This is a genomic window from Candidatus Peribacteraceae bacterium (assembly GCA_041661065.1).
Classification (GTDB): Bacteria; Patescibacteriota; Gracilibacteria; order Peribacterales; family Peribacteraceae; genus CAIKAD01.
In genome coordinates this window covers 1248465-1272331 of record JBAZVD010000001.1, presented here as the reverse complement: position 1 = coordinate 1272331, position 23867 = coordinate 1248465, and the positions used below count along the sequence as shown (strand labels likewise).

The 23867-nt window shown below is 62.0% G+C and carries 23 protein-coding genes; 10 read left to right on the top strand and 13 right to left on the bottom strand.

What is annotated here, in order from left to right; all coding sequences use genetic code 11:
- Position 1 precedes the first annotated feature (1 nt).
- The 4 genes from WC698_05855 to WC698_05840 are packed head-to-tail and all read left to right on the top strand — an operon-like array spanning position 2 to position 3297.
- Complete coding sequence (locus WC698_05855) at positions 2-1150, top strand: glycosyltransferase family 4 protein (GenBank protein MFA6039755.1); 1149 nt, start codon at positions 2-4, stop codon at positions 1148-1150.
- Positions 1140-2150 (top strand): NAD-dependent epimerase/dehydratase family protein, encoded by a 1011-nt coding sequence (locus WC698_05850; GenBank protein MFA6039754.1) that lies wholly within the window; start codon positions 1140-1142, stop codon positions 2148-2150. Before WC698_05855 ends, WC698_05850 begins: the two co-directional genes overlap by 11 nt.
- A 15-nt stretch (positions 2151-2165) precedes the next feature.
- On the top strand, positions 2166-2576 hold the full coding sequence (locus tag WC698_05845) for a GtrA family protein (protein ID MFA6039753.1): 411 nt from the start codon (positions 2166-2168) through the stop codon (positions 2574-2576).
- 34 nt (positions 2577-2610) lie between these two features.
- Positions 2611-3297, top strand: coding sequence for a class I SAM-dependent methyltransferase (locus WC698_05840; protein ID MFA6039752.1), 687 nt, complete (start codon positions 2611-2613; stop codon positions 3295-3297).
- 91 nt (positions 3298-3388) lie between these two features.
- Here the strand turns inward: WC698_05840 and WC698_05835 are convergent, their stop codons facing one another.
- The gene (locus tag WC698_05835; protein MFA6039751.1) at positions 3389-4426 is read right to left on the bottom strand and encodes an exostosin family protein; all 1038 of its coding nucleotides are present in this window, start codon (positions 4424-4426) and stop codon (positions 3389-3391) included.
- Positions 4427-4448: 22 nt separating this feature from the next.
- Positions 4449-5156, bottom strand: coding sequence for a class I SAM-dependent methyltransferase (locus tag WC698_05830; protein MFA6039750.1), 708 nt, complete (start codon positions 5154-5156; stop codon positions 4449-4451).
- Positions 5157-5182: 26 nt separating this feature from the next.
- Here WC698_05830 and WC698_05825 point away from each other — a divergent pair, with 26 nt between their 5' ends.
- The 3 genes from WC698_05825 to WC698_05815 all read left to right on the top strand — a co-directional run bounded on the left by WC698_05825 (position 5183) and on the right by WC698_05815 (position 8237).
- Complete coding sequence (locus WC698_05825) at positions 5183-5962, top strand: class I SAM-dependent methyltransferase (GenBank protein MFA6039749.1); 780 nt, start codon at positions 5183-5185, stop codon at positions 5960-5962.
- The gene (locus WC698_05820) at positions 5934-7025 is read left to right on the top strand and encodes an NAD(P)-dependent oxidoreductase (GenBank protein ID MFA6039748.1); all 1092 of its coding nucleotides are present in this window, start codon (positions 5934-5936) and stop codon (positions 7023-7025) included. The genes WC698_05825 and WC698_05820 overlap by 29 nt, the downstream gene beginning before the upstream one ends.
- Positions 7026-7214: 189 nt before the next feature.
- Entirely contained in the window at positions 7215-8237 is a 1023-nt protein-coding gene (locus WC698_05815; GenBank protein ID MFA6039747.1) for a hypothetical protein, read from the top strand.
- Here WC698_05815 and WC698_05810 read toward each other — a convergent pair.
- From WC698_05810 to rfbB, 6 genes are all read right to left on the bottom strand, one after another.
- Positions 8220-9620, bottom strand: coding sequence for a glycosyltransferase family 39 protein (locus WC698_05810; GenBank protein ID MFA6039746.1), 1401 nt, complete (start codon positions 9618-9620; stop codon positions 8220-8222). The genes WC698_05815 and WC698_05810 overlap by 18 nt on opposite strands.
- Positions 9586-10320 (bottom strand): glycosyltransferase family 2 protein, encoded by a 735-nt coding sequence (locus WC698_05805; protein MFA6039745.1) that lies wholly within the window; start codon positions 10318-10320, stop codon positions 9586-9588. The genes WC698_05810 and WC698_05805 overlap by 35 nt, the downstream gene beginning before the upstream one ends.
- Before the next feature lie 63 nt (positions 10321-10383).
- Positions 10384-11400 carry a glycosyltransferase family 4 protein gene (locus WC698_05800; protein ID MFA6039744.1) on the bottom strand — a complete coding sequence of 339 codons (1017 nt, stop codon included), beginning with the start codon at positions 11398-11400 and terminating at the stop codon, positions 10384-10386.
- A complete protein-coding gene (locus WC698_05795) occupies positions 11397-12539 on the bottom strand; it encodes a glycosyltransferase family 4 protein (GenBank protein ID MFA6039743.1) in 1143 nt (380 codons plus the stop codon). Before WC698_05795 ends, WC698_05800 begins: the two co-directional genes overlap by 4 nt.
- An 8-nt stretch (positions 12540-12547) precedes the next feature.
- Positions 12548-13627 carry a glycosyltransferase family 4 protein gene (locus WC698_05790; protein ID MFA6039742.1) on the bottom strand — a complete coding sequence of 360 codons (1080 nt, stop codon included), beginning with the start codon at positions 13625-13627 and terminating at the stop codon, positions 12548-12550.
- Between the two features lie 51 nt (positions 13628-13678).
- The gene (rfbB, locus tag WC698_05785) at positions 13679-14683 is read right to left on the bottom strand and encodes a dTDP-glucose 4,6-dehydratase (protein ID MFA6039741.1); all 1005 of its coding nucleotides are present in this window, start codon (positions 14681-14683) and stop codon (positions 13679-13681) included.
- Between the two features lie 102 nt (positions 14684-14785).
- Here rfbB and WC698_05780 point away from each other — a divergent pair, with 102 nt between their 5' ends.
- A complete protein-coding gene (locus tag WC698_05780) occupies positions 14786-15613 on the top strand; it encodes a sugar phosphate nucleotidyltransferase (protein ID MFA6039740.1) in 828 nt (275 codons plus the stop codon).
- On the opposite strand, the gene WC698_05775 is transcribed toward WC698_05780, so the two are convergent.
- The 5 genes from WC698_05775 to WC698_05755 form a co-directional block, all read right to left on the bottom strand.
- Positions 15519-16592, bottom strand: coding sequence for a glycosyltransferase family 4 protein (locus WC698_05775; protein MFA6039739.1), 1074 nt, complete (start codon positions 16590-16592; stop codon positions 15519-15521). The two genes, WC698_05780 and WC698_05775, sit on opposite strands and share 95 nt — an antisense overlap.
- A 32-nt stretch (positions 16593-16624) precedes the next feature.
- Complete coding sequence (locus WC698_05770) at positions 16625-17839, bottom strand: glycosyltransferase family 4 protein (GenBank protein ID MFA6039738.1); 1215 nt, start codon at positions 17837-17839, stop codon at positions 16625-16627.
- A 51-nt stretch (positions 17840-17890) separates the two neighbouring features.
- Positions 17891-18277, bottom strand: coding sequence for a DUF2304 domain-containing protein (locus WC698_05765; protein MFA6039737.1), 387 nt, complete (start codon positions 18275-18277; stop codon positions 17891-17893).
- Positions 18278-18416: 139 nt separating this feature from the next.
- Complete coding sequence (locus tag WC698_05760) at positions 18417-19106, bottom strand: glycosyltransferase family 2 protein (protein MFA6039736.1); 690 nt, start codon at positions 19104-19106, stop codon at positions 18417-18419.
- A gap of 23 nt (positions 19107-19129) precedes the next feature.
- Entirely contained in the window at positions 19130-21955 is a 2826-nt protein-coding gene (locus WC698_05755; GenBank protein ID MFA6039735.1) for a hypothetical protein, read from the bottom strand.
- 206 nt (positions 21956-22161) lie between these two features.
- Between WC698_05755 and WC698_05750 the strand changes: the two genes are divergently transcribed.
- Both WC698_05750 and WC698_05745 read left to right on the top strand, forming a co-directional pair.
- Positions 22162-23391: a cysteine desulfurase gene (locus WC698_05750; GenBank protein ID MFA6039734.1), complete on the top strand. Its 1230-nt coding sequence runs from the start codon at positions 22162-22164 to the stop codon at positions 23389-23391.
- Positions 23392-23447: 56 nt separating this feature from the next.
- Positions 23448-23867, top strand: a complete 420-nt coding sequence (locus WC698_05745; GenBank protein MFA6039733.1) for an iron-sulfur cluster assembly scaffold protein — start codon at positions 23448-23450, stop codon at positions 23865-23867.

The window sequence follows — 23867 nt, the reverse complement described above, 5'->3', positions numbered from 1 at the left end:
TATGGGATGCACCGTCTGCGCATTCGGCCATTTTGACCTTGAGGGAGGGCGGAGCTGGGTGATCCGGACCGGCCTCCTGGAGCACGGCTGCAACGTGGTCCTGTGCCGGACGGAGGCCAAGGGATTTCTGCGTAAATATCGGGATCTCTGGCGCCGGTGGCACGCACTCGCGGTCCGGGTCGACGTTCTCTATCTCGTATTCCTGGGACACTACCTCTCGCCACTCGCCTGGTTCCTTGCGAAACGAAGGAACATTCCCTTCATCGCCGACGCGTTCCTCTCCCTCTACGACACCGAAGTCTTCGACCGGCGGCGCGTCTCCCGCTTCCATCCCCGGGCGTGGATCCTCTGGTTCGTCGATTGGCTCACCTGCCGCCTCGCGGACGTCGTCCTCCTTGATACGGAGGAGCACGTGGATTATTTCGTCCGCACCTTCCGCATCCCGCGTGAGAAGTTCCTCGTCCTCCCCATCGGTTCGCGCACCGACATCTTCCGCCCTCTCGAGAAATCCCACGAAGCAGGAGTTACAACCACAAACAACACACATTCCCTTCCCCCTCAGGGGGAAGGGTTAGGGATGAGGGATGGGGGAGGGGGCTTTATTGTGGAATTCCACGGGACGTTCATCCCCCTCCAGGGGATCGAGACCATCCTGGCCGCGGCGAAAGAACTGCAGGCGCGGGAGGAGGACGTCCGCTTCCTGCTCATTGGCAAAGGCCAGACCTATCCCCATGCCGAGAGCCTTGTCCGGGAATGGGGACTGATGAATGTCACCTTGGCCGGCCACCGGGACATGGCGGAACTCCCGCGCATCATCGCGGACGCCGACGTGTGCCTGGGAGTCTTCGGGACCACCTCGAAAGCCCTGCGCATCATCCCCACCAAAGCCTATGAAATCCTCCTCTGCGGCAAGCCGCTCGTGACGGCGGCTACGCCGGCATCCGAACGCGTCCTGGAGGACGGGGAACAGGCCTTGCTCGTGCCACCGGGGGACGGGCATGCGCTGGCGGAAGCCCTTCTCCGGCTCAAGAGGGACACGGGGCTCCGCAGCCGCATCGCGGAAAACGGGCGGAAACTCGCGGAAACCGCATTCTCGCCGGGCGCGATCACCGCTCCCTTGCTACACTGGCTGCGGCGTCATGGCACGTAAAGTCTTCATCACGGGCGTCGCGGGTTTCCTGGGCAGCCACTTGGCGGACCGGTTCCTCCAGAAGGGTGACCACGTTGTGGGATGCGATAACCTCATCGGCGGATATCTGGATAATGTGTCGGACGAAGTGGAGTTCTACCAGTACGACTGCAAGTACCTCAACTCCATGAAGAAGGTGATGCAGGGCGTGGACACCGTGTACCACTGCGCCGCGACCGCCTACGAAGGCCTGAGCGTCTTCGCCCCCAACCTGATCGTGCAGAACACCATGCAGATCACCGCTTCCGTCATCACGGCCGCCATTAGTTCCGGCGTGCGGCGGTTCGTCTACTGTTCCAGCATGGCGCGCTACGGCGCGCAGGACCGCGTGCCGTTCACGGAAGACATGGACTGCAAACCGCAGGACCCGTACGGCATCGCAAAACTCGGCGGTGAACTGCTCCTCAGGAACCTCGCACAGGTGCACGGGATGGAGTATGTCATCGCCGTGCCGCACAATATCATCGGACCGCGCCAGAAGTACGACGATCCCTACCGCAACGTGGCGAGCATCATGATCAACCTCATGCTGCAGGGGCGCCAGCCCATCATGTACGGGGACGGGGAACAGAAACGCTGCTTCAGCTTCGTCAAAGATGACATCCAGATCCTGGAGAAGCTCATCGATGCGCCCCGGGTGGCGGGCGAAGTGATCAACATAGGCCCCGATGAGGAATTCGTGACGATCAACGAGCTCGCCCGCGTCATCGCGGATATCCTGCAGTTCCGGTTGGACCCCGTCTATGTTGCGGACCGCCCTCAAGAAGTGAAACTCGCCACCTGTTCCGCGGAGAAGGCGCGCAGGCTCCTCGGTTATAAGACGCAGTACACCCTGCGGAAGGGGCTGGAGGAAATGGCCGAATGGATCGCGGCGCGCGGCCCCAAGAAATTCAAGTACACGTTCGACCTGGAGATCGTGAACGCAAAGACGCCGCGGACCTGGAAGGACCGCATGTTCTGATTCCCTCCCTCGCCGATGCCCATCCGCCGCGCCATCGCCTTTGCCCGCGCCCACAAGCCCCTCATCCTCCAATTCACCCGCTACCTCTTCAGCGGAGGCTTGGCTGCTTTCATTGACCTTTCCACGTACGTGATATTGGTGCAATTGGGAGTGGACAAGTTCATCGCCTCCCCGGCTGGAAACATCACGGGGCTGCTCAGCGCTTTCTTCCTCCACAAATTCCTCGTCTTCAGGGAGAAGCGGATGGCTCCGAAGCAGTTCGCCCGTTACATGATTTTGCAGGCTTGGAACGGCATCGCACAGATCGCCGTCATTTGGCTGGTGGTGGACGTGATGGGGGAAGACAAGACCGTGGCAAAGATTTTAGGCATCGGCCTCACGGTGTCGTGGAACTTCTTCCTCTACAAGTTCCTCGTGTACATCTGATATCCCGCGATCCCCCCCCCCCCCCCCCTTACGGATGAGCTTCGACCGAGTCTTCGTTTCCACACTGCCCGGATGGCTGACAGGGAAAGAATCTTTCCTTCTCTACACCCTCGCCCAACGCTGTAAGGGCAAGGGCGCCATCGTGGAAATCGGTTCCTGGAAGGGGAAATCCACCGTCTGCCTCGCGCAAGGATCGCGTGACGGCACCGGGGGGAAAGTGCATGCCATAGACCCCTTCACGGGATCTTCGGAACACGGACAGGTATACACCTTCCCGGAGTTCCGGGAGAACATCCGGCGGGGGGGAGTGGAGGAATGGGTGGTGCCCGTCCCCAAGACCTCAGAGGCGGCGCATGAAGGATGGAATCAGCCCGTGGAACTCCTGTGGGTTGACGGCGCACACGAGTTTGAATGGGTGGATCTCGATTTCCGTCTCTGGTCACCGCACCTGGTTCCCGGCGGCGTGATCGCCTTCCACGATTCCACGGACCCCGGCGTCTGGCCGGTGATCGACCGGGAGCTGTTCTTGGGAAAGGATTTTAAGCGCATCCGCTTTCTGCACGGCATTACATACGCCGTGAAAGGCAAACCCTTCCCCTTCGCCAATCGCGGCATGATGTTGCTCCGGGACATCAAATACGCGATCTGGAAGCTGCGGGACCGGTACCGTAAACGCAGGAAGAAAGCGTTGAGCCGCCCTGCTGCAGGACCCGGCGCATGATGTATGAACAACGTATAGACAAAGTACATGAGGAGTTAACGTATAGACATTGTCTATACATTCATTCCCATTCGAGCACTGCGGGACTTGTTCAGAGGAGATGCTCCACGGCGTACCGGAAGAAGGAATCAACCCGGAGGTACTTCTCGAACGCCTCGCGCGCGCGGCGCTGCATCTGCAGAAAACCCTCCGGCGTGAACCCGCGGTACCGCTCCGCCGCCACGTCGGCCAACCGGTGCATCTGCCCCTGTTCCACGAAGACGGTGAACGCGCCGTAATCGACCACGTCTTCCAGCGGCAACCGGCACGCGGTATTGAGGAAGAGCGGCACCCGGCCGAGGCTGAGGGTCTCGTAGAAGCGGTAGGAGTAGTTGCCGTCCCCCTTCACCACCAGGCTGAAATCCGACTGCAGCATGTTGTCGACGTATTCCCAGCGCGCCCGGGAGGGATCCATCTTGATGGTGCTCGCGTGGCCGGAGTAACTGCCGCGCCGTATGATGTTGGGGCGCACGGCTCCGCTGCATTCCAGCACGGCCAGCGCCCGCCGGCGCAGGGTGATGCCCTTGGTCTCGGCGAGGAGTTCCGGACGTCGCGTGAGGATGCTGCGCGCGGTAACCCATGCGTCCCTCGCCAGCGTCCCCGCACGGTTCTTGAGGTCTTTGTACTCCGTCCATCCGCAGAACCCCACCACGGGTGGTTCCTGCCTCAAGGGACGGGGCATAAGCGGATTTCCGCCCAGCAGGTCTTCCGCGTACGCGGGCATGGTGATCTCGTTGCCCCTCTTTTCGTACGCGTATTGCGAGGTGCGGAAGATGACGGCATCGGGGAAGGGGATGGGCGCGCTGGAATCCCCGTGCGCGATGACGATGGTCTTCTTGCCGTGCCGCCGCGCCAAGTCCGCGAACCCCTTGAGGTACGCCGTTTCCCTGCGGACGCCCGAGTAGTTGTGGGGGAGGAGGAAGAAATCGGCGTCTCGGGGGTTCTCCGTCACGTGCACGATGGGTTCCTCCAGGTGCGCGAAGGCGTTGTTGAGGAAGAGGATGGACTGCCGTTCCTGCTTCCCCAGGTTGGGATACAGCAGGGGGACGTGGGGATAGGGGGGCAGAAGTTTGATGAAAACTTTGATCATGGGACGGGGAGGGGGATGTCCATCACGCCGGGGACGCGGAACGCCGGGCGACGAAGAGGATATCCCGCGGGTAGAGGAACGGCTTGAGCGGCTCGAACGCCGCGCTCCTGCGATGATCCGGATCACGGAATCTCTTGTACAAATAGCGCAGGAGCTTTGAAGGGATGTAGAGTTGCTGGCGCTGCCCGAAGAGGGAGAGGGTCTCGGGACGGAACCCGCTCTCGCAGAGGAGATCTCGCATTTCGGGCGGCGTGAACTCCCGCGCGTGGAAAGGATTGAGGGGAGGGTCCGCGAGGCGGCGCGCAGCGGGGGAGGTCATGCGCCGATGGGGCGTGGAGAGGAGAAGAACGCCTTCCGGCCGCAGCGCCCGGTGGAGGCGGCGGAGCGCTTCCCGGTAACGGGGAACGTGTTCGATGGTTTCGAAGCACGCGATGACGTCAAAGGCGAATTCATAGGGGAGTTCCTGAAGGTCCCCCTTGCGGTACTGCACGCCGGGCGCGGAACAATGCGCGTTCGCATACGCCAATGCCTCATCGGAGACATCCATCCCCACGACGGAACGGGCCCCCGCCTCCCACAGGGACAGCGTTCCCGTCCCCGTGGCGCAGGCAATGTCGAGTACATCCTTTCCCCGGACGAAAGCCTGCGCAAAACGGTACCGCGCGAGGGTGTCTTCGCGGATGCGATCGGAGGTCTGCCCCGGCACGTAGCATTCTCCCGTGAACTGCATGGTGGGAACAATGGTACACTACCCGCATGCCTCTCCTCACCTCCCTTGCACGGAGAATCCTTGGCCTATTCTCCCCAGAAACCGTGTCTTTCGGGGGACAAACGATTCCCGCGCGGCGGCTCCGCTTCGGGGGGGCGCATTTTGCCCGGGACGAGGATTTCGTCCATTCGGGGGAAGAGGAAGCGAAACGGCTGACGGTGTGGTGCGGCCTCGGGGCCCAAAGCAGGGTGCTCGATGTCGGCTGCGGGCCGGGAAGGCTTCCTATCGGGATCCTGCGTACGGCGGGTGACATTGCCGCCTACCGCGGCATCGATGTGTCCCGGACACCCATTGAATGGTGCAGCCGCCACATCCAGCTGGCACACCCTTCTTTCCAGTTCCTCCACATCAACGTGCGGAACGACCGCTACAACCCTTCCGGGGAATCCCTCAACGACCGGTTCCGTCTCCCGTTCCCCTCCGGCTCCTTCGACATCATCTACCTTTACTCGGTGTTCTCGCACATGGGCACGGAAGACGTGCAGCGGTACCTGCGCGAGTACGCGCGGCTGCTTGCGCCCGACGGATCAGTGTTCCTTACGGCCTTCGTGGAGGAGGCGGTGCCTTCGATGGAGGAGAACCCCCAAGGCTACGGCAACCTGCAGTGGAAGGGCGCACTGCATTGCGTGCGTTTCGAATCGGGCTTCTTCGCGGCGCTGGTGCGGGGAGCGGGTTTGCAGATCGTGCGCCAGAGCCATGGAACCGAGACCGACGGACAGAGCGCTTTCCTCCTGCATCATGCCGACAATGGATCCCCCTCCTCTTGAGGCTTTCCCTTCTTCTTCCCTCCCGCCCCGGAGCGCGCTTGTGACCGGCGGCGCGGGCTTCTTCGGCGAGCTCCTCCTCAAGCGCCTGCTGGACGAGGGATGGCGCTGCGTGAGCATCGACCTGGAAGACCACGCGCTCTCGCACCCGAACCTCACGGCCGTGAAAGGCGACATCCGCGATCTGCCCACGCTGGAGCGGACGTTCGCGCAAGGCCCGTTCCACACGGTCTTCCATCTCGCCTCCATCCTCGCCCACGCGGTGAAGGACCGGGATTTCCTCTGGACCTCCAACGTGGACGGCACGCGGAATGTGGCGGCGATGACGAAGAAGTACCGCATCCCCTCCTTGGTGTTCACGTCCAGCAACTGCCTGTGGGCCCGGAACGTGGGGCGGCCGGTGCGGGAGGAGGACGCACCCCAACCCGTGGAGATCTACGGGAAGTCCAAGTGGGAAGGGGAGAAAATTTTGCAGGAGTACGCGCGCGACTTCCACGCGGTGATCATCCGGTGCCCCACGATCGTGGATGAGGGGAGGCTGGGCTTGCTCGCCATCCTCTTTGAGTTCATCGATGAAGGAAGAAAGGTGTGGGTGGTGGGGGGAGGCGGGAACCGTTACCAGTTCATCTACGCGCAGGACCTCATTGATGCGTGCATCAAAGCGGCATCGTATGGGCGCTCGGACGTGTTCAACATCGGTTCGGACAACGTGAAGACCTTCCGGGAAGTGTACGATCACGTGATCCGCCTGGCGGCGACGGGCGCACGGGTGGCCGCCTTCCCACGCTGGATCGCCCTACCGCTGATGAAGCTTGCCTACTCCCTCGGCCTCTCGCCGCTCGGTCCCTACCAGTACAAGATGATCGCGGAAGACTTCGTGTTCGACACGGGCAGGATCAAGGAGAGGCTGGGATGGAAGCCGACGCTGAAGAACGAGGACATGCTCGCCAAGTCCTTCCGCTACTACCATGACCATCGGAAGGAGATCGAAGGCCGCACGAACGTGAGCGCCCACAAGCAGGCGGCGAAGATGGGGGTGATACGAATCTTGAAGTGGCTCTCGTGATCGTCCTCCCCGTCCCGCGGATAATGCCCCAACGGAGGCGGGAAGACATGGGAGAAGTGTAGGACGATAACAATGAGCTGCCAGCCTTCAGCTATCACCTGCGGGTATGCCCGACAGGACAGCTTTCCAGGAATACTGACCACTGGGAGCTGACCGCTCATCATGAACACGCTATGCTGGCAACATCTGATGGATTATTCCAAACTCCTCCGGTACGTCTTCAAGCGCTTCTCGGTACTCAGCGCCGCGCGCACGGCATTGCCGACGGTGGGGTACCACCTTGCGCGCAGGCCGCTGCCGCCGGGCGATAAGCCCGCGCTCTTCACCATGAACATCCTGCCGCCGATGATGACGGTGTGGCACCACCTGGTGCGGAAGAACTTGGGGGACCGCGTGGACACGGTGATCTTCGATTGCTCCGGGAGGCTGAAGCCGGAGGAATTCCCCGGTGCACGCGTGCAGAAGTACCTCAACCTCTACGCCGCGACGAAGAGCGACGAGTTCCTCTACCACATCGCGCGCCACCGGCGCATCGGATGGATCTGTGACGATGACATGTTCATCATCCGCCCGGAGGCCGTGGACGTGGTGGGGCGGGAACTGGGCGTGCCGAACACAGCGAGCGTGAGTTTCCGTCCCCGGACATGGTGGCACTTCGAGATTGATGGAAAACCCTACCCCGTGAGCAGCAGTTACTCCATCGCCTTCAACCGGGACATCGTCGTTTCCAAGGAACACCTCTCCCTCAAGCCCGCCGACGGCAATACCCATCCCTCGCACATCGGCAAGAAGGAACGCCGGTACGACACGGGGGACAAGTCCAATGAGATTTTGCTGCGCAAAGGCTACCGCTGCGCCATTGTGCCCGAAGAGGAGCGGGAGAAGTACGTCACGGGCTTCAGCGGCATGAGCGGCGCCGTGATGCTCCTCTGGTACTTCCGCAAGCCGGAGCAGATGGAGGAATACCTGCTCACCCCTCCCAAGGACAGGTGGAAAGGGAACGTGCTCTACGGAATCCTGGCGGGCCTCCTTGCCATCACGAGCATCCAGGAATGCTACGAACGCCTCAAAGGGAAGCCTTACTTCCTCCGCTCCCTCCCTTCACGAGACGTGTTGGAGAAGATCCGCCGTGAACATGAGCCGCTCCTGCGTGAAGGCCATTCTTACCGCTGGGTGGACGAGGTGAGCGAAAAACTACGGGCAGCGTTGTAGGACCACCCGATGTTCCGGCGCAGAGGATGACGTGAAGACCACCTCCTCTGTGGGAAACGGCTTCTGCGTGATGCGGTACGATGGCACGCAAGGCTCAGTGCTCTCGGCGATGACACGGAGATCGGCGCGGAACGTTCTGGCTGTCCATGACTCCCCGTTGGTTGGGCTCTCCGGTATCACCACCACGGCACCGTTCCCGACATGCGCATTGATGTATATTCTCGCCTCGTCCCACGCGGCAAATCCCTCCGTGCTCAGCCCCATATCACGGGGAAGAAACCCGAAGGTGCGGTCGAACGCGGCATTGCACTGCCCGTACGTGTAGAGGCACAGGGCGGTGCCTTGGAGCGGGAGGGCGAGGAAGAGGAGGACGGCAACCGCGAGCGGGTAGGGACGGATGAGGCGCCACAAGTCACGCAGTGCAAGAGCCGTAAACCCCAGGAGGATCACGTACCCGGGAAAAGCGAAGCGGATCGCCTGCACCCACCATATGGCCGTCAACGGCCAAGCAGCCAACATGGCCGCCACCAGGAAGGGATACCGCCGCCCGTAGCGGAAGAGGCCGTACAACGCGAAGGGGAAGAGAAACGGGAAGACGTTATGGATGGGATTGGCGTAGTACAGGAGATTGCTCCAGAACTGGCGCCACAGATTGGGCGACGCTTTCTGCAGTTCCCCGACATACCCGGTAGCAAAAGGGCTGCCGAACGTGAGGGCGTTCCGGAGGAACCACAGGGAAAGGAGTGCTGCACCCGCTGCCATCCCTCCCCAGAACCAAGGGGAACGCAGGTCCGTCCTCCTCGCCGCCAGCACAGAGAGGAAAAAGAGAGGAAAGAGCGGGAATCCATTGTACCGTGTGAGACAGGCAAGGCCGGTGAACACGCCACAGGCGACGTACCACCGCCTGTCTTCCGCCGCCTCCAGGTATGCCCAGAGTGAGAGGAGGAAGAGCATGGTGAAGAGCAGGTCGGCAGATCCCACCATGGCCATGAAGATGAACCCCGGGTGGAGCAGAACAAATGCGGATGCAAGCAGGGCGAGGAGCTCCGACGAGAAAGCCCTTCGTACGAGAAGAAACGTCGCCAGGAGTACGCCCCATCCCGCCAGAAGGCTGCTTATTTTCATCCCTCCATGCATGCCAAAAAGTGCCGTAAGCGGAAATGAGAGCATGGCATGGAGAGGAAGATGCTTGGCGAACGGCACACCCTCGAACATGTACGTGTGATCCAACCATACGGATTTCCCCAGCATGGCATACAGCACCGTGTCACTGATGATAGGGTACTGGAAGGCGGGCCACACCAACAGGACAAGGAGGAGGCAAAACCCCGCCAAGCCCAGGAAGACATTATGCCCTTTCGGGAACGGGAGCGGGGACTTCATACGCGACGGGGTGGAGGGGCACGACGCGGAGCTTGAGGAACACCCACACCCACTTGAACCAATCCGTCCAATTAATCTTCTTCCCTTCGGCCACGCTGCGCGGCGTGTAGGAAACGGGGTACTCCGCAATGGGAACCTCGAAGCGCGCGAGGAGCGCCGTGAGTTCCGGATCGAAGCGGAAATCGTTCTCCCGGAGGGGAATCATCTTGAGGATGTCCGTTTGGACCATTTTGTAGCACGTGGGTTGGTCGGTGAGCCGCGTGCGGTAGAGCGCGTTGCAGAGGTACGTGAGCATGGAGCCTCCGATGAAGAAGAGAATGTGCACGAATTGCTTCTGCGTCTTGAGACGCCGCGAGCCGAACACCGCCGGAAGGCTGCGTTCCTCGGCGAACGAGAGGAGCGAAGGGATTTCCTCCGGGCTGTACTCCAAATCCGCATCCTGCACGATGGTGTACCGCCCTACGGCGTGCTCGTAGCCCATCCGCACGGCGGAGCCTTTGCCGCCGTTGGGCTTGGTGAGCACCGTATCCTGCGGCAAGGCGCGCTCATGGAGGATTTGCAGGGAACCGTCCCGCGAACCGTCGTCCACGTAAATGACCTGCGCGAAACCGCACGCCTTCTGCAGGCGCTCCATGATGGCGGGGAGAGTCCTCTCTTCATTGTAGACGGGCACGACGATGGAGAGCCGGGGGCGGTCCATGGCGGCTAGAGTAGCTGGTGATGGTGAAGCCGTCACGGAGGAATGCGAAGAAACAAGCTGATTTCACCCTCGCATCTCCTCCGCCAATCTCCTGATCAATCCCGCGAGATCGTGGTGATCCAAAACCTCCTGTCGCAACGCCTTCCCCAGTCGCTCCCTCTCCTCGAGTGGAGTATCCAGCGCCGCACGGACCTTCTGTGTGAAATCCTCGGGTGTCGCCCGGCATTGCGGAGGGAGGAGAGATGCCGACGCTTCCGAAGCGGACACAACGGCGCACCCGCACGCCATCGCCTCCAAGAGCGCCTTATCCAACCCCCCTCCCCCCGCATGGAGATACAGCCCCGCACGACGCAGGAGAGCGGGAAGTTCCTCATGGCGGAGGAAGCGTATGGAAACGCGATCCTGCAAATTGCGGGCGCCGATGAATGCTTCCAGTTCCGCGCGGTAGCGCTCATCCGCCGTCGTGATGGTGCCGCCGGCGATGGAAAGGCGGTACGGCGGGGGGAGGGAAGCCAATGCTTGGAGGAAAAGCTCGTGCCGCTTGATGCGCGTCAGGCGCCCCACCGTGACAAGGGAATGGGGGTCGCGATCCGCCGTTGTACCGGGGGAGAAGACAGTCGTATCGATGCCGTGGCCGAGGACGACGTTCTTGGAGGAGGGGAAAGGCAAACCGTCCGTGGTGGCGCTGAAGACCTTGCGCACGTGGCGCAGCGCGCAACGGAGGACCCATCCGCCGCGCCGGATCTCGTACCAGAGGTAGAGCGGCTTACGGAGGAGGGGGAGGAGCGGCCATCCGATCACGACCCAGACGGGCGTCATGTGGACGAGCACCGCGTCATACTCCCTGCGGTGCTTCCGGAGGAGGGAGAGGAAGCGGCAGACCTGCGACGCCTTAAACGCGCCGCTCTCCTTCCTCAGGGAAAGGACCCGGACGTTCGATGGAAGTTGATGATCGCCCACCGCTTGGCCGATGACCGTAAGGCTCTCGCAGTGCCTCGCGAACTCCTCCAGCCACCGGTGGAAGAACCCCAGGATGGGGTCCCCGCGATCCACCCGCTGCGTAACGATGAGAAGCTTCATGCGGGATGCGTTTCCCCGTCCCGGCGGGGGGTGAGGGATTGTAAAAACTTCGCATACTGTTCCAGCGCCGCTTTTCTCTCAAACCGTTCCCCTATCTTCGCGGCCTCCGCCCCCACCCTGCCGCACAGCGAGGGATCCTTGAGGAGAAGGTTGATGGCGCGGATGAGGGACTGCGGTTCCATGGAGACGAGGAAGCCGTTCTCGGAGCCCGTGCTGAGCGAAGCCGAAGCATCGCGGATCACGTCCGGCATCACTCCCACGCGCGTCGCCACCACGGGAAGCCCGGCGGCCATCGCTTCCAGTGCGACGCGGGGACCGCCCTCGCTGCGGGAATTCATGATGAAGACCCGCGCCGATTGCAGCGCGCGCGCCACGTCCTCCTGTGAGGGGAGCCATCCCGTGAAGGTGACGCGCGACGAAAGGCCCCATGCTTGCACACGCCGCTCGCACGCTCTGCGCAGGGGGCCGTCCCCTACGACGAGAAGGGAAACGCCCGGCAGGGAACGGAGCACGGAGAGGAGTTCCGGCAAGCCCTTGTTCGCCACCAGGCGCCCGCAGAAGGCGAGGTCGTACCGCTTGGCGACGCGCGGATCCGGCCGCCAGAGCGCCGTTTCAATGTAGAAGGAGGGGACGAGGTGCACCTTCTCCCGCGGCACCCCCCACCGGTTGAGGAGGCTGCGCGCTTCCCCGCTCACCACGCGCACCGCGGCGGCGGAACGGGTATCGAGCGGGAGGAACAGGCGGGAGAGGATGCGGCCGGCCCATTCCGCGGGGGAAGAGGGCGCGGGGTAGCCCACCACGTGGTGGATCTCCAGCGCGTACGGCACGCGCGTGGCGCGGTGGAGCAGCAGGGCGCCGACGCCGTTGTAGAAGGGGGGATACTCATGCACCGTCATCGCGTCATGCCCGTAGAGGCCGATGAGCTCGCGCCCCTTCCGCAAGATCCACCGCGGCTGCAGAAGCAGGGACCACGGCGAAGGGTGGAGGAACGTATGGGGGAACGGTGCAAGTGTGATGGGACGGCCGACCGACCGCGGACAGATGATGTCGATGCGCTCGAAATGCTCTCGCAGAATTTCCAGCGTGTACCAGAACGCGCTCTTCTTCCCTTGGGAGAGAGACCGGTCACCTGAGATCATCAAGAGTTTCATAGTAAAGCCTGAAACAACGCCCGATGTTCCCTCGCCACATCTTCCCACGAGCGCTTCTGGAACGGCGAAGCTGATTTCTGTGCGATGATCTCGTAATTGTGCTCCGCTTCCAACACCGCCCGCGTGATTTCCTCCGTCGTGCGGAGCGGGGAGACCATCATGCCCTCGCGCAACTCATCCCCCAGCCCCGTTTCCTCCGTGAGGAGGACGGGGAGGCCGTGCGACCGTGATTCCAACGCGGCGTGCGGGCTGATCTCCGTGAGGGACGGGATGATAAGGAGGTCGTGTTCGCGCAGCACCTTCTCCTTCTCCTCGCCATGCACCGGCGGCAAAAAGGTGAGCCGCCCCTTGAGGCGCAGCTTCTGCGCCAGCTGCGAAAGCTCGCGTGATGCCGGCCCTTCCCCCTGCAGAGTGAGCGTAACGTGCGGCAGGTTGGCGACGGCGTGGAGGAGGGGACGCAAGTTCTTGAACCGCACGAAGCGCCCCAGGAAGAGAAGGCGGAACGGCTCGTGGCGGATGTGGAGCAGCAACTCCCCCTGCGGCAGCGCGTTCTCCACCACCGAGTGGCGCGGCAGACGGGGATACACGCGCTTGTAGAGCTGCTCCTGGAACCATGTGGAGAAGATGACGTGGTCGAAGCTCCGGAGGATGCGCCCCAGGATAACCATGGCGGGGGGGCGCGCCGCATACCACTGGCTCAGCGTCTTCTTGCCGCGCATATCGGTGTACCGTTCCCACAGAAAGTCTCCCCCCAGCCGCAGGATCTTTTTGGGTTTCTTGAGCCGCGCCATCATGAGCGGCACCCCCACGCTCACTGCGGAGAAGCCGTACACGATATCCGCATCCTTCGCTTCCCGTTTGAGTGCGCGGGCGAATCGCCACCAACGGACAAAGGGCCCGCTGCGGGAAACGGTGACCACTTTCCAGGGCGCCTCCTCCACGGGGCCGCGCGGCGCGTACGCGACCACGGTGACCTGCTCGCCCATCTCCGTAAGCCGCTGGGCGATGTTCTTCACGTACGTGGCGGGACCGCCGATGGTCGGGGGGTAGACGCCGGTGGCAAGGATGATCTTCATAGTGGAGGAAGCAGAAGATGCCGAGGAAGCAGAAGAATCAGAGGAAGGTCATTACGAAAACTCCGGAGGAACTTTATTCCCATTCCTCTGATTCTTCTGCATCGTCTGATTCCTCTGCATCTTCTCCGCGTACCACTCCACCGTCCTCCTCAACCCCTCCTCAAAATCCACGGCCGGCTTCCACCCCAACTTGCGCAGCGGCGTGGAATCCAGCGCGTAGCGCCAGTCATGTCCGGGACGGTCCGCGACGAAGGAGATCAGGCTCTCGGGCTTACCGAGGATCTTGAGGATACCCTTCGCCACGTCGATGTTCCGGCGCTCCTCGTTTGCGGATATGTGGGTGATAGGCTCCGGGCTCTCGGGCTGTTGGAGGATCATCTCCAGCGCGTCGCAGTGGTCCCATACGAAGAGCCAATCGCGCTTGTTCTTCCCCTCGGCGTACAGGGGGACAGCCTCATCCTTGAGCGCATGGCGGATGATCGTGGGAATGAACTTCTCCCCCGCCTGATGGGGCCCGTAGTTGTTGGTACAGCGCGAGATGCGGACACGGATGCCGTAGGTACGCGCGGCGGCCAGGAGAAGCAGATCGCCCGAAGCCTTGCTGGCCGCGTAAGGGGAACTGGGGCGCAGGGAATCCTCCGGCCTCTTGGGTTTGTCCTCATCCCGCAGGTCCCCGTACACCTCGTCGGTGGAAATGTGGAAGAGAAGGACGTTCGGATGGAGCTTGCAGGCTTCCACCAAACTCTGGACGCCGAGGACGTTGGTGTGGAGGAAGGGAACGGCGCTCTTGATGCTGCGGTCCACATGCGTCTCCGCCGCGAAATTGACCACGACATCGATCCCGTACCGTTGGAAGAGCTGCGCCACGAGTTCGAAGTCCACGATATCCCCCTGCACGAAGCGGATGCGGTTGAGGACGGGATCCAGGAAGGATTTGTCCGCCGCGTACGTGAGCTTGTCGAGGACGATCACCGTATCCTCGGGATACCGCTCGATGTGCCGCAGGACGAAGTGCGAGCCGATGAAGCCCGCCCCCCCTGTGACTAAGAGATTCATAGAATAAGTATACAGTATCCCGTATTGCGTATTACGTATGAAATAGTGAGACGTAATGGCTTCTTCATACTAGATACGTAATACGCTATACTCCATACCCTTATGAAAGGTGTCCTTATTTGCGGCGGCACCGGTTCGCGCTTGCGTCCCCTCACCGAGGTGACGAACAAGAGCCTCCTCCCCGTCTACGACCGGCCCCTCATCCACGAGCCGCTGAACGTCATGCTGCGCGCGGGCATCAAGCGCATCGTGGTGGTGACGGGCACGGAACACTTGGACCAGATCGCCGCTTACCTGGGATCGGGGTCGCGGTTCGGGTGCGATTTCACGTTCCGGGTGCAGGAGAAGCCGGGAGGGATCGCACAGGCCCTCTCGTTGGCGGAGGAATTCGTGGAGGGCGACAGCGTCTGCGCCATGCTCGGGGACAACATCTTCTTCGACGACATCACGACGGCCATCACGTCGTTCAAGGGCGGCGGCCACCTGTTCCTCAAGGAGGTGCCGGACCGCGAGCGCTTCGGCGTGGCGGAGATCAGCGGAATGGAGGACGGCGCCTTCCGGGTGACGGGCATCGAGGAAAAGCCTGCCTTCCCCAAATCGGATCTGGCCGTGACGGGCTGCTACCTCTACGACAACACCTGCTTCGACATCATCCGCATGTTGAAGCCTTCCGCGCGCGGCGAGTTCGAGATTACGGACGTCAGCAGGGCGTACATGGAGAAAGGAGCTCTGCGCGCCACCATCCTCAAGGAGGAATGGATCGACGCGGGAACGTTCGAGAGCCTGTTCCGTGCAAGCGAGAAAGTGAGGGAGAGGAGGAACGACGCACGAGTCCTCATATCGAGCGGTTCAGTTGCCCATAGAGCTCCGCATACCGCTCCGCAATCTCACCCCAATCGTACCGCTTCGCGTTCTCCACTCCCGCAGTAGCCAACCGCAGGCGCAGGGAGGGATCCCGCAGCAGATTTTTCAGCGCCTCCGCGGCGGCCTCGGGATCATCCGGCGGGACGAGGATGCCCGTGACGCCGTTTTGGACGACATCGGGAATGCCGCCCACGTCCGTGGCAACCACCGCACACCCCGCCGCCTGCGCTTCCAAGAATACGTTCCCCAGCGCTTCGCTGCGTGAGAGGCCGACGAAGATCTCGGCTTCCGCATACTCCTCATGGATAACCGGGAAGGGAATGTAGCCGCGGAACGTCCCCTCGGGAAGGAAGGAACGGGATTGCATCTCCAGCAGCTTTCGCAAACTCCCGTCCCCTACGATATGCACGTCGAGCGGCTCTCCCCCCTCTCCACCGGAGAGGGAAGAAAGAGCCCCCAACAATACATCCACACCCTTCATCGGTTCCAGGCGCCCCGCGAAGAGGATGCGCCGCGGGACTTTGGGGACCCTTCCGCATGTTTCGCGGATGGAAGCATAGGGTACCCCGTTGGGTATGTGGCGGACGTCCGTGCGGCCGTACCGTTCGGAACGCGCGACGAGCGCACTGCTGATCGCCGTGAGCACGTGGCTGGAACGGTACATCAGCGAGAGCAAGAAGGAGGTGTTGGTGCTCTGCTGCGTAAGCATGCGCTTGGCCGAAGGGGCGAGGAAGCGGCAGAAGACCAACGCCAGCCCCGCGTAGGATTCCAGCACGGCATGGACGATGTGCGGCCGGAGTTTGCGGACGGCAAAAGGGGCGAGGAAGGGGAAGAGCCACTTATCCCGTGGCGAACCGAAACCCACGCGGACGACGGGGATACCGTTGAGCACGTCGTTCCGCGGAAGGTCCCGCCGCAACCTCGCCGTGACGATGGTGAAGTCGAACCGGCCGCAAAGCGCCTGGGGTACCTCCTCCGCGCACGCCTCCGCCCCGCTGCGAAAAGGGGATGCGAAAGCCGAGAGGATGACGATGCGAGGATGCATGAATGAGGAAATGAGAAATGCAGAATGCAAAATTATGGTGGCGATTGGAGAACGGAAGCCTTGCTACCATTGTGCATTTCATATTTTGCATTTCTCATTGTCCCTTCAAATAATTGCCGATACCGCTCCCCCACTACCCTCCAACTGAACTCCTCCTCAATCCTCTTCCGTGCCGCTTCCCCCAAAGCTTTCCGTTTTGTGGGATCATCGAGCAGGCGTCGGATATGCGCAGCCAACGCCCGCCGGTCGCCCGCAGGGTAGAGGAAGCCGGAGACGCCGTTTTGGATGAGGAAGCTGTTCCCCCCCACGTCGCTCGCCACGCAGGCGCAGCCGGATGCCATGGCTTCCATGAGGGCATTGGAGAGCCCTTCGCTGTGACTCGGGAGGACGAAGATATCCGTCTGCGAAAGGATGGCGGGGACATCGTCGCGCAGGCCGGTGAACGTCACCTGATCGTTGTACCGCGTCACCAGGGGATGATCGTTCCAATGCCACCCGACCACCTGGACGCGCAAAGAGGGTACTTCCTTGGTGATGGGGACCGCCGCCGCGAGAAAATCATCCACACCTTTCACGGATTCCAAGCGGCCGACGTATGTCACCGTCACTTGGTCATTGGTCATTGGTCCGTGGTGCTTCCCGAAGGGCTCCGGATCAACCCCCGTGGGTATCACCTCCGTCTTCTTCGCGATGAGGAGCTTCCGCAGCAACGGAGCGGGCTGCGGATGGAATGTGACCACGCGATCCGCAAGCAGCAGGAGCAGCCACCCCAGCGTCCACGCATACAGGAAGGCGCCGGCCTTGGGGAGAAGCCCGCGCGGCCACCACGTCATGCCCACGAGCGCGTCGGTGAGGAGGAGGAACCTGCGGCCGGTGAGGCGGAGGCGGATGCCCGCGAGCGACGTCCAGAAGAGGAGCTTGTTGATGACGATCACGTCGGGCTTCTCCTCCTTCACGACCTTCCCCACAAAACGCGCGAAGCCGAAGGCGATGCCGTAGTTCCACGGGTCCCTGAAAAAGATATCCCGCATCCGGTAGATCGTTAACGTGTCAGAGATGTGCTCAACAGAGGTACGCTCCTCGGAGACTGGCCGCTGGCCGCTGACCGCTGACCGCTCATTTGATCCCATACAAACAACAACAACTTTATACCCGATCCTCTGCCAGAGCTCCGCGAGCTTGAACGAGCTCACCATCCAGCGATGCTGTTCCTTCCAGTACGGGGAGATGAGGAGAATCGTTTTCATGAGAAGAATCCGAGGAATCCAAGGAAACCGAAGAAACCGTAAAAAAGGATTTCACACCTTGGTTTCTTTGGATTCATCGGTTTCTTCGGTTTCCATATTCCTCTCCAGTCCAGCTTCCCGAAGGGCCAGATGCCTCACCAGCTTCGCATGCTTCTGCTCCAGTTCCTCCAGACGGACCACCAGGTAGAACACCATGAAGAAGAGAATGCCCAGGAACGTGACGATCACGGCGTTCTCCTGGTTCTCGATGCCCGTGATGGCGGAGAGGTACGAGAGAAGGTTGGGGTACAGCGCCATAAGGGTTATCGCGCCCCAGAAGATGGTCCATAACCCCGCCTCCAGTACGCTCTTCTTGCGACGCAGCACCAAATTCCACGCGTAGAAGATGGCGACGGCGGAAATGAGGGGCGTGATGATTTGGTACGGGGTGAGACGCACGGGGATATGGTAGCGAAAAATAAGGGGAAGAAACAAAGAATCCAAAGAAGCCGACGAAACCGAGGAAACCAAGGGAATATCCCATTCTCTTCGGATTCTTCGGCTTCCTCGGTTTCATCGGTTTCCTCTTCCCACACGACTATCTCAAGAATGACCTCAAGAGGATCTTCAAAGCCGTCTTCACACCGTTCGCGAACGACTGGCCTTTGGCCATGGTGTACTCCGAATAGATCACCTTGGTGGGCACCTCCGCTACGCGCCAATGGCGCATGGCCGCCTCCCGCACGATCTCCGTGCAGAACTCGAAGCCGTTCATGCGCAGGTCGATCTCCTCCAGCGCCTTCTTGCCCAGCGCCTTGAAGCCCGACTGGCTGTCACTCACCCACTTGCCCGCCGCCAGGAGCGTGAGAACGTTCCCGATGGCATTGAAGAGACGGCGGATGAACGGGATGCGGTTGCGCCGCTTGCCCTGGGCGAAGATGAAGGGGCCGAACCGGTTGGAGAAGACAATGTCGGCCGTACCGTCGCGGAGGGGTTGCAGGAGAAGGGGAATGTCCCGCGGGTCGTGCTGGCCGTCGGCGTCCAGCGTGACCACGGCATCCGCCCCCAATTTCCGCGCCGCCTCAATGCCCGTCATGGTGGCCGCTCCCGCCCCGCAGTTCTGGTGATGCTGGAGAACACGCGCGCCCGCCGCCCTCGCCATCGCCGCCGTGTCATCACCCGAACCGTCATCCACCACCAGCACTACATCCGTCACTTTCCGCGCATCGGCCACCACCTGTGTGATGCGCTTGGCTTCGTTGTATGCCGGAATGACGGCGATGAGCATGGGATGGGAAGAGGAACCGGTACTTACGGCAGGAGAATGAACGCCACGCCCTGGTTCGCGTCGCTGATGACCACCTGCAGGCCGAGGCTTGGGTTATTGAGGAAGTCCACGAACGCCTGCGCCTTCTTGTGCAGCGATCCCTCGGAATCCTTCTCGATGGTGGCCGTGTTCGTGTCGAAGATGATGCTGTTGAAGCCCAAAGCCTTGAGGCGCTTGAGCGTGAGTTGCGGATCGCGCTCCTGGTAGAGGCAGTTGAAGGTATCCAGCTGGTGGTCGGTGGTGCCGATGATTTCCAGGTTCTTGGGGATGAAGTACGTGATGAAGGTCCCCACGCGATACAAGTACGGACGGTCGGGCATGGTCTCATGCCGCTGCACCACGATATCGCGGATCTGGTCGTAGTAGGGGATGGTGCGGATCCGCAGCGTGTCCGCGGTCACTTTGCCGAAGGGATACTCCAGCAGGTTCTTCTGCTGTTCGAACTGCCAGAAGCGCATGCCGAACGCAATGATGAGCGAGAAGGTGATGAGTGTCGCGACCGCCCCCCGGTTGAGAGCGTCCGGCGCCCGGGCAACCAACGCCTCCAACGCGATCACGAGCCCCAGGAACATGCCGATGCCGTACCACGGGATACCGTTGGCGAGGAACATCCATTCAACGATGAGGACGGCAGTGGCGATCCAGAGCCAACGGAGCCAGCGCCCTTTTCGCTGCCAGAAAGCGGGAAGGAGGAGGAGAAGTGGGAAGAGGAGGAGCGCGGGAATGGTGGTGACGTAGTACCCCGCGGAATCGATGTTCATCACCGTACGCCACGGGAGCGTGATGTAGTGGCTCCATCCCTCGCGGAACCCCCAGTACCGATCCAGCTCCTCCACACCCCCCGTAGGGGTACAAGCGGGATTGTCACGGTCGAGCTTGAGTTCCGGTGGGAGCGACTTCACCACCTGGCCGGGCAGACCCCCTCCATAGCCTTTGATATCTATAACAGGCGAAAGGGTGTTCTGCATGCCCAGCTCGAGACGTGGAATGATATTCCCTCTCTGGATATTGTTATTCAGAATCCACGGTGCCACGCTCCCGGCCACGGCCAGGAGAAAAACAATCGTAGCACCGATGTACGGCAACAGTGCTCCACGCCTCCGTATCCCTGCCACGGCGAAGAAGAAAGCGACGCATACAAGAAGCAGGCCAGTGAACGAAGCCGCCAGCCATGGCATCGACATACCTCCACGTGCCAGGATACGTCCGATGTCGAAAGGGCCGCGGAAGTCGAGAATAAACAGAGCTAGGAACAGCCCTCCGATGAATGCAGACCAGTGCGAGAGCCCGACGAGAAGAACGAGGATGGCCATGATGACCATCACCGCCGTCGCCTTGGTGGCGAATGCGAATCCCACGAACACGCCGGCCAGGACCATCCACTGCCATCCCTGCGTGAGGGCGGCGCGCCATGTAGTTGCGGGCGGCGGTGCCTCTTCCTCTTCTGCGGGGGCGGGGAAGAACCTGATGAAGGCCGCGTACATGGCGAGCGCGCCGAACGCGAACACGGCGTTATCCACCTTCATGTCGGCGAACGAGAAGTGGCCTACAAGAGGCAGACTATAGTAGAGGAGTGCAGCGAGGAGGCCCGCGCCCTTCCCCAGGTACGTGCGGGCGAACAGGATGACGGAAAGCACGGCCAACACTCCCGCCGTCCAGTTGACCATCATGGAAGCGATGGCGCCGAAGATGCTGTCGTACCCGAAGAGCAGGAACCCGAGGGATGTAAGGTACTCCCACTGGAACGGCGCCATGGAGTGGATCAGGTGCCCGTAGCTCACGAGCAGGCGGGGGCGGTTGAGGTAACTCCCCAGGTCGTCCCATCCGATGGGGAAGGGGCGGACCACGGTGAGGAAGTTGAGGGCGAGGTAACTGAGGAGCAGCCACAGGAGCAGCACGCCGGCGGTATGCCACGGGCGGTCCATCTCGTACGTCTTGGTGAAGAACGTGCGGATCCAGTGCAGGCTCTGCCGGTACAGGAGGATGGGCAGGAAGATTGCCAGCGCCCATCCCGGCTGGTAACGGAAGATACCGAAGGCCGCCAGGAACCAGAGCATCGTGATCCAGCCGCACGCCCCCAACCCGGCGCTGAGCGCAAAGTCCTGCAGGTCGTCCTTCACGGGAGCCCGGAGGAGCCGGAGGAGGAAGCGCCCCAGGACGAGGAACTCGAACAGGAGGACGATGATGAAGAGGATCTGCGGAAGGACCAGTGTGAGGAACCCGCCCTGGGCGCACACGCCCTTCATCCGGTAGATCTTGATCCCTTCACCGCTCTCGCCGAGCAGGGAGAGGCATCCCCGGTTCTCGAGCCGATCGAAGTTTTCCTTGAGCGCGTTGAGCGCGCGTTCCCCGATGTCCCCGTATGCCTGCGCCGTGGGTTCCACGAGCTGCAGCGCAGAGACGTTGTCGGACACCCCCATGCTCAAGGTGGTGAAGAGGAGCCAGACGCACGCCGTGAAAAACACCGGTATCTGCCACTGGCTCCAGCGCATTTGCAGACGGAATTGCCCCGTCTTCACGCCCTGCCACCCGACGAAGAGCAGGTAGCCGATGATGGAAAGGATGGCGTACGCCAGGAAGGGGGAGGCGCGGCCGAAGGTGTGAAGGAGATAGGGGAAGAACCCGTTGATGCCGCGGCAGATGAATCCCCCGCCGGGGCATGCGGCGGCAACATCCTTCTGCGCCGCATCGGAGAAGAGGACCATGCCGTGCACCTCCACGCCGAGGTACGAGAGGAGGCCGTACCCTCCCCAGAGGAGGAGTGCGAGGAAGAGGATCATGGAGAGGATCTGCACCGTACGTTGCTTCATGGGAAAAGAGGGGGGGATCGGAAGAGAGGTTAGCAGACCGACCCGATTGCTGCATTGTTTCATTATTCCATTGCCTCATTGCTGGGTAGCACCCAGGGCACGCTTGCCTGCCAGCCGTAGCTCCGCGGAGCGGAGCGAAGGATGGCGAACAATATAACAATTTAACAATGAAGCAATCCGTCAAGGAATGCTATCATGTGAGCGTAATGCCACTGCCCATATCTTCCCTCCGCCGACAGTTCCCCATCCTCTCGCAACACGTGGAAGGCCATCCGCTCGTATACCTGGATAACGCCGCCACGGCCCAGAAGCCCCTCGCCGTCCTGGAGGCCATGCAGGTGTACTACACTCGGGACAACGCCAACCCCCATCGCAGCATGCACCCGCTCGCCGCGCGGGCCACGGCCGCCATGGAACATGCGCGGGAAACGACGGCGTCGTTCCTGCATGCCGCGCACCCCTGGGAGATCGTCTTCACCAAGAACGCAACGGAAGGCATCAACATCGTCATGCACGGGTTCCGGAGAGACTGGGGGAAGGGGGACACCGTGGTTCTCAGCCCGCTGGAGCACCACAGCAACATCGTGCCCTGGCTGCTGCTGAAGGAGGAACGAGGCATCGACATCGCATGGATGGACATTGACGATGAAGGGAACCCGGACCTCGCCTCGCTCGACCGCATCCTCAAGACGCGCCGCGTGAAGCTCGTGGGCCTCACGGCCTTGAGCAATGTGTTCGGAAGCAGGCCGCCGCTGGAAGAGATCATCACACGGGCGCACGCCGCGGGCGCGCTGGTGCTGGTCGACGCCGCCCAGGCAATCGCGCACTTCCCCGTGGACGTCGCCGCGCTCGATTGCGACTTCCTGGTCTTCTCGGGACACAAGCTCTACGGCCCCACCGGCATCGGCGTGCTCTATGGAAAAGAAGCTGCGCTCTCCGCGCTTCCTCCGCTCCTCGGCGGCGGCATGATGATCCAGCACGTGACGCGGGAGGCCTTTACGCAGGCGGATATCCCCGCGCGCTTCGAGGGTGGCACGCCCCCCGTGGCGGAAGCCGTGGGCTTGGCCGCGGCCATCGCGTGGTTCCGGCAGTTCGCATGGGAGGATATCGAAGCGCACGAGCGCTCCCTCCTCGCCCTCGCGCAGCAGGAACTCTCCGCCATCCCCGGCCTCCGGTTCTACGGGCCCAAGGACCCGGGAGAACGCTACGGCGCCCTCTGCTTCACCGTGGAAGGCATCCACCCCCACGACCTCACGGAACTCCTGGGGAAGCGGGGCATCTGCATGCGCGCCGGCCACCACTGCGCCCAGCCGCTCCACAAGCAGTTCTCCCTACCCGCCACCACGCGCCTCTCCGTGGCCCTCTACAACACGGAGGAGGAGATCCGCGCGGTGGCCCCCGCCATCCGCGACGCACAGCGGCTCCTCGCCGCCTGACGTTTGTACAGACGCGGCATGCCGCGTCTCTACCGACACTTCCCTTATAACGCTCCATGTCCCACACCCTCTACGCCGAGAACATCCTCGAGCACTACCGGCATCCCCACCGCAAAGGCGCGCTCGCCTCGCCCACGGTCACGCATGAGGAAGTGAACGCCAGCTGCGGAGACCGCATCACGCTGCAGCTCACTATAAAGGAGGGAAAGGTGAAAGACGCGGGATGGGAGGGGAACGGCTGCGCCATCTCGCAGGCATCCATGTCCCTGCTCTCGGAGGAATTGATCGGCATGACGGAAGACGAACTCGGCAACGCGGGACCGGGAATGATCCGCGAGCTGCTGGGGATCGACGTGGGGCCCCAGCGGATCAAGTGCGCCCTCCTGCCGCTGCACGCCTTGAAGAACGCGCTGCGCAAGATGAAGGGCCGGCCGCCGCAGGGATGGAGGGAAACGCTGGGGGATGGAACAGCGTGA

Excerpts from the sequence above, each read along its gene's own strand:
- WC698_05830 (MFA6039750.1), bottom strand. The coding sequence starts at position 5,156 with ATGCAGTTCACGGGAGAATGCTACGTGCCGGGGCAGACCTCCGATCGC.
- WC698_05760 (MFA6039736.1), bottom strand. The coding sequence starts at position 19,106 with ATGCTCATCGCCGTCATTCCGGCATACAACGAAGCCAAGCGCATCACA.
- WC698_05775 (MFA6039739.1), bottom strand. The coding sequence starts at position 16,592 with ATGCATCCTCGCATCGTCATCCTCTCGGCTTTCGCATCCCCTTTTCGC.
- WC698_05745 (MFA6039733.1), top strand. The coding sequence starts at position 23,448 with ATGTCCCACACCCTCTACGCCGAGAACATCCTCGAGCACTACCGGCAT.
- rfbB (MFA6039741.1), bottom strand. The coding sequence starts at position 14,683 with ATGAATCTCTTAGTCACAGGGGGGGCGGGCTTCATCGGCTCGCACTTC.
- WC698_05845 (MFA6039753.1), top strand. The coding sequence starts at position 2,166 with ATGCCCATCCGCCGCGCCATCGCCTTTGCCCGCGCCCACAAGCCCCTC.
- WC698_05770 (MFA6039738.1), bottom strand. The coding sequence starts at position 17,839 with ATGAAAACGATTCTCCTCATCTCCCCGTACTGGAAGGAACAGCATCGC.
- WC698_05815 (MFA6039747.1), top strand. The coding sequence starts at position 7,215 with ATGGATTATTCCAAACTCCTCCGGTACGTCTTCAAGCGCTTCTCGGTA.
- WC698_05805 (MFA6039745.1), bottom strand. The coding sequence starts at position 10,320 with ATGGACCGCCCCCGGCTCTCCATCGTCGTGCCCGTCTACAATGAAGAG.
- WC698_05825 (MFA6039749.1), top strand. The coding sequence starts at position 5,183 with ATGCCTCTCCTCACCTCCCTTGCACGGAGAATCCTTGGCCTATTCTCC.
- WC698_05835 (MFA6039751.1), bottom strand. The coding sequence starts at position 4,426 with ATGATCAAAGTTTTCATCAAACTTCTGCCCCCCTATCCCCACGTCCCC.
- WC698_05850 (MFA6039754.1), top strand. The coding sequence starts at position 1,140 with ATGGCACGTAAAGTCTTCATCACGGGCGTCGCGGGTTTCCTGGGCAGC.
- WC698_05790 (MFA6039742.1), bottom strand. The coding sequence starts at position 13,627 with ATGAAGATCATCCTTGCCACCGGCGTCTACCCCCCGACCATCGGCGGT.
- WC698_05780 (MFA6039740.1), top strand. The coding sequence starts at position 14,786 with ATGAAAGGTGTCCTTATTTGCGGCGGCACCGGTTCGCGCTTGCGTCCC.
- WC698_05810 (MFA6039746.1), bottom strand. The coding sequence starts at position 9,620 with ATGAAGTCCCCGCTCCCGTTCCCGAAAGGGCATAATGTCTTCCTGGGC.
- WC698_05795 (MFA6039743.1), bottom strand. The coding sequence starts at position 12,539 with ATGATCTCAGGTGACCGGTCTCTCTCCCAAGGGAAGAAGAGCGCGTTC.
- WC698_05800 (MFA6039744.1), bottom strand. The coding sequence starts at position 11,400 with ATGAAGCTTCTCATCGTTACGCAGCGGGTGGATCGCGGGGACCCCATC.
- WC698_05750 (MFA6039734.1), top strand. The coding sequence starts at position 22,162 with ATGCCACTGCCCATATCTTCCCTCCGCCGACAGTTCCCCATCCTCTCG.
- WC698_05820 (MFA6039748.1), top strand. The coding sequence starts at position 5,934 with ATGCCGACAATGGATCCCCCTCCTCTTGAGGCTTTCCCTTCTTCTTCC.
- WC698_05855 (MFA6039755.1), top strand. The coding sequence starts at position 2 with ATGGGATGCACCGTCTGCGCATTCGGCCATTTTGACCTTGAGGGAGGG.
- WC698_05755 (MFA6039735.1), bottom strand. The coding sequence starts at position 21,955 with ATGAAGCAACGTACGGTGCAGATCCTCTCCATGATCCTCTTCCTCGCA.
- WC698_05840 (MFA6039752.1), top strand. The coding sequence starts at position 2,611 with ATGAGCTTCGACCGAGTCTTCGTTTCCACACTGCCCGGATGGCTGACA.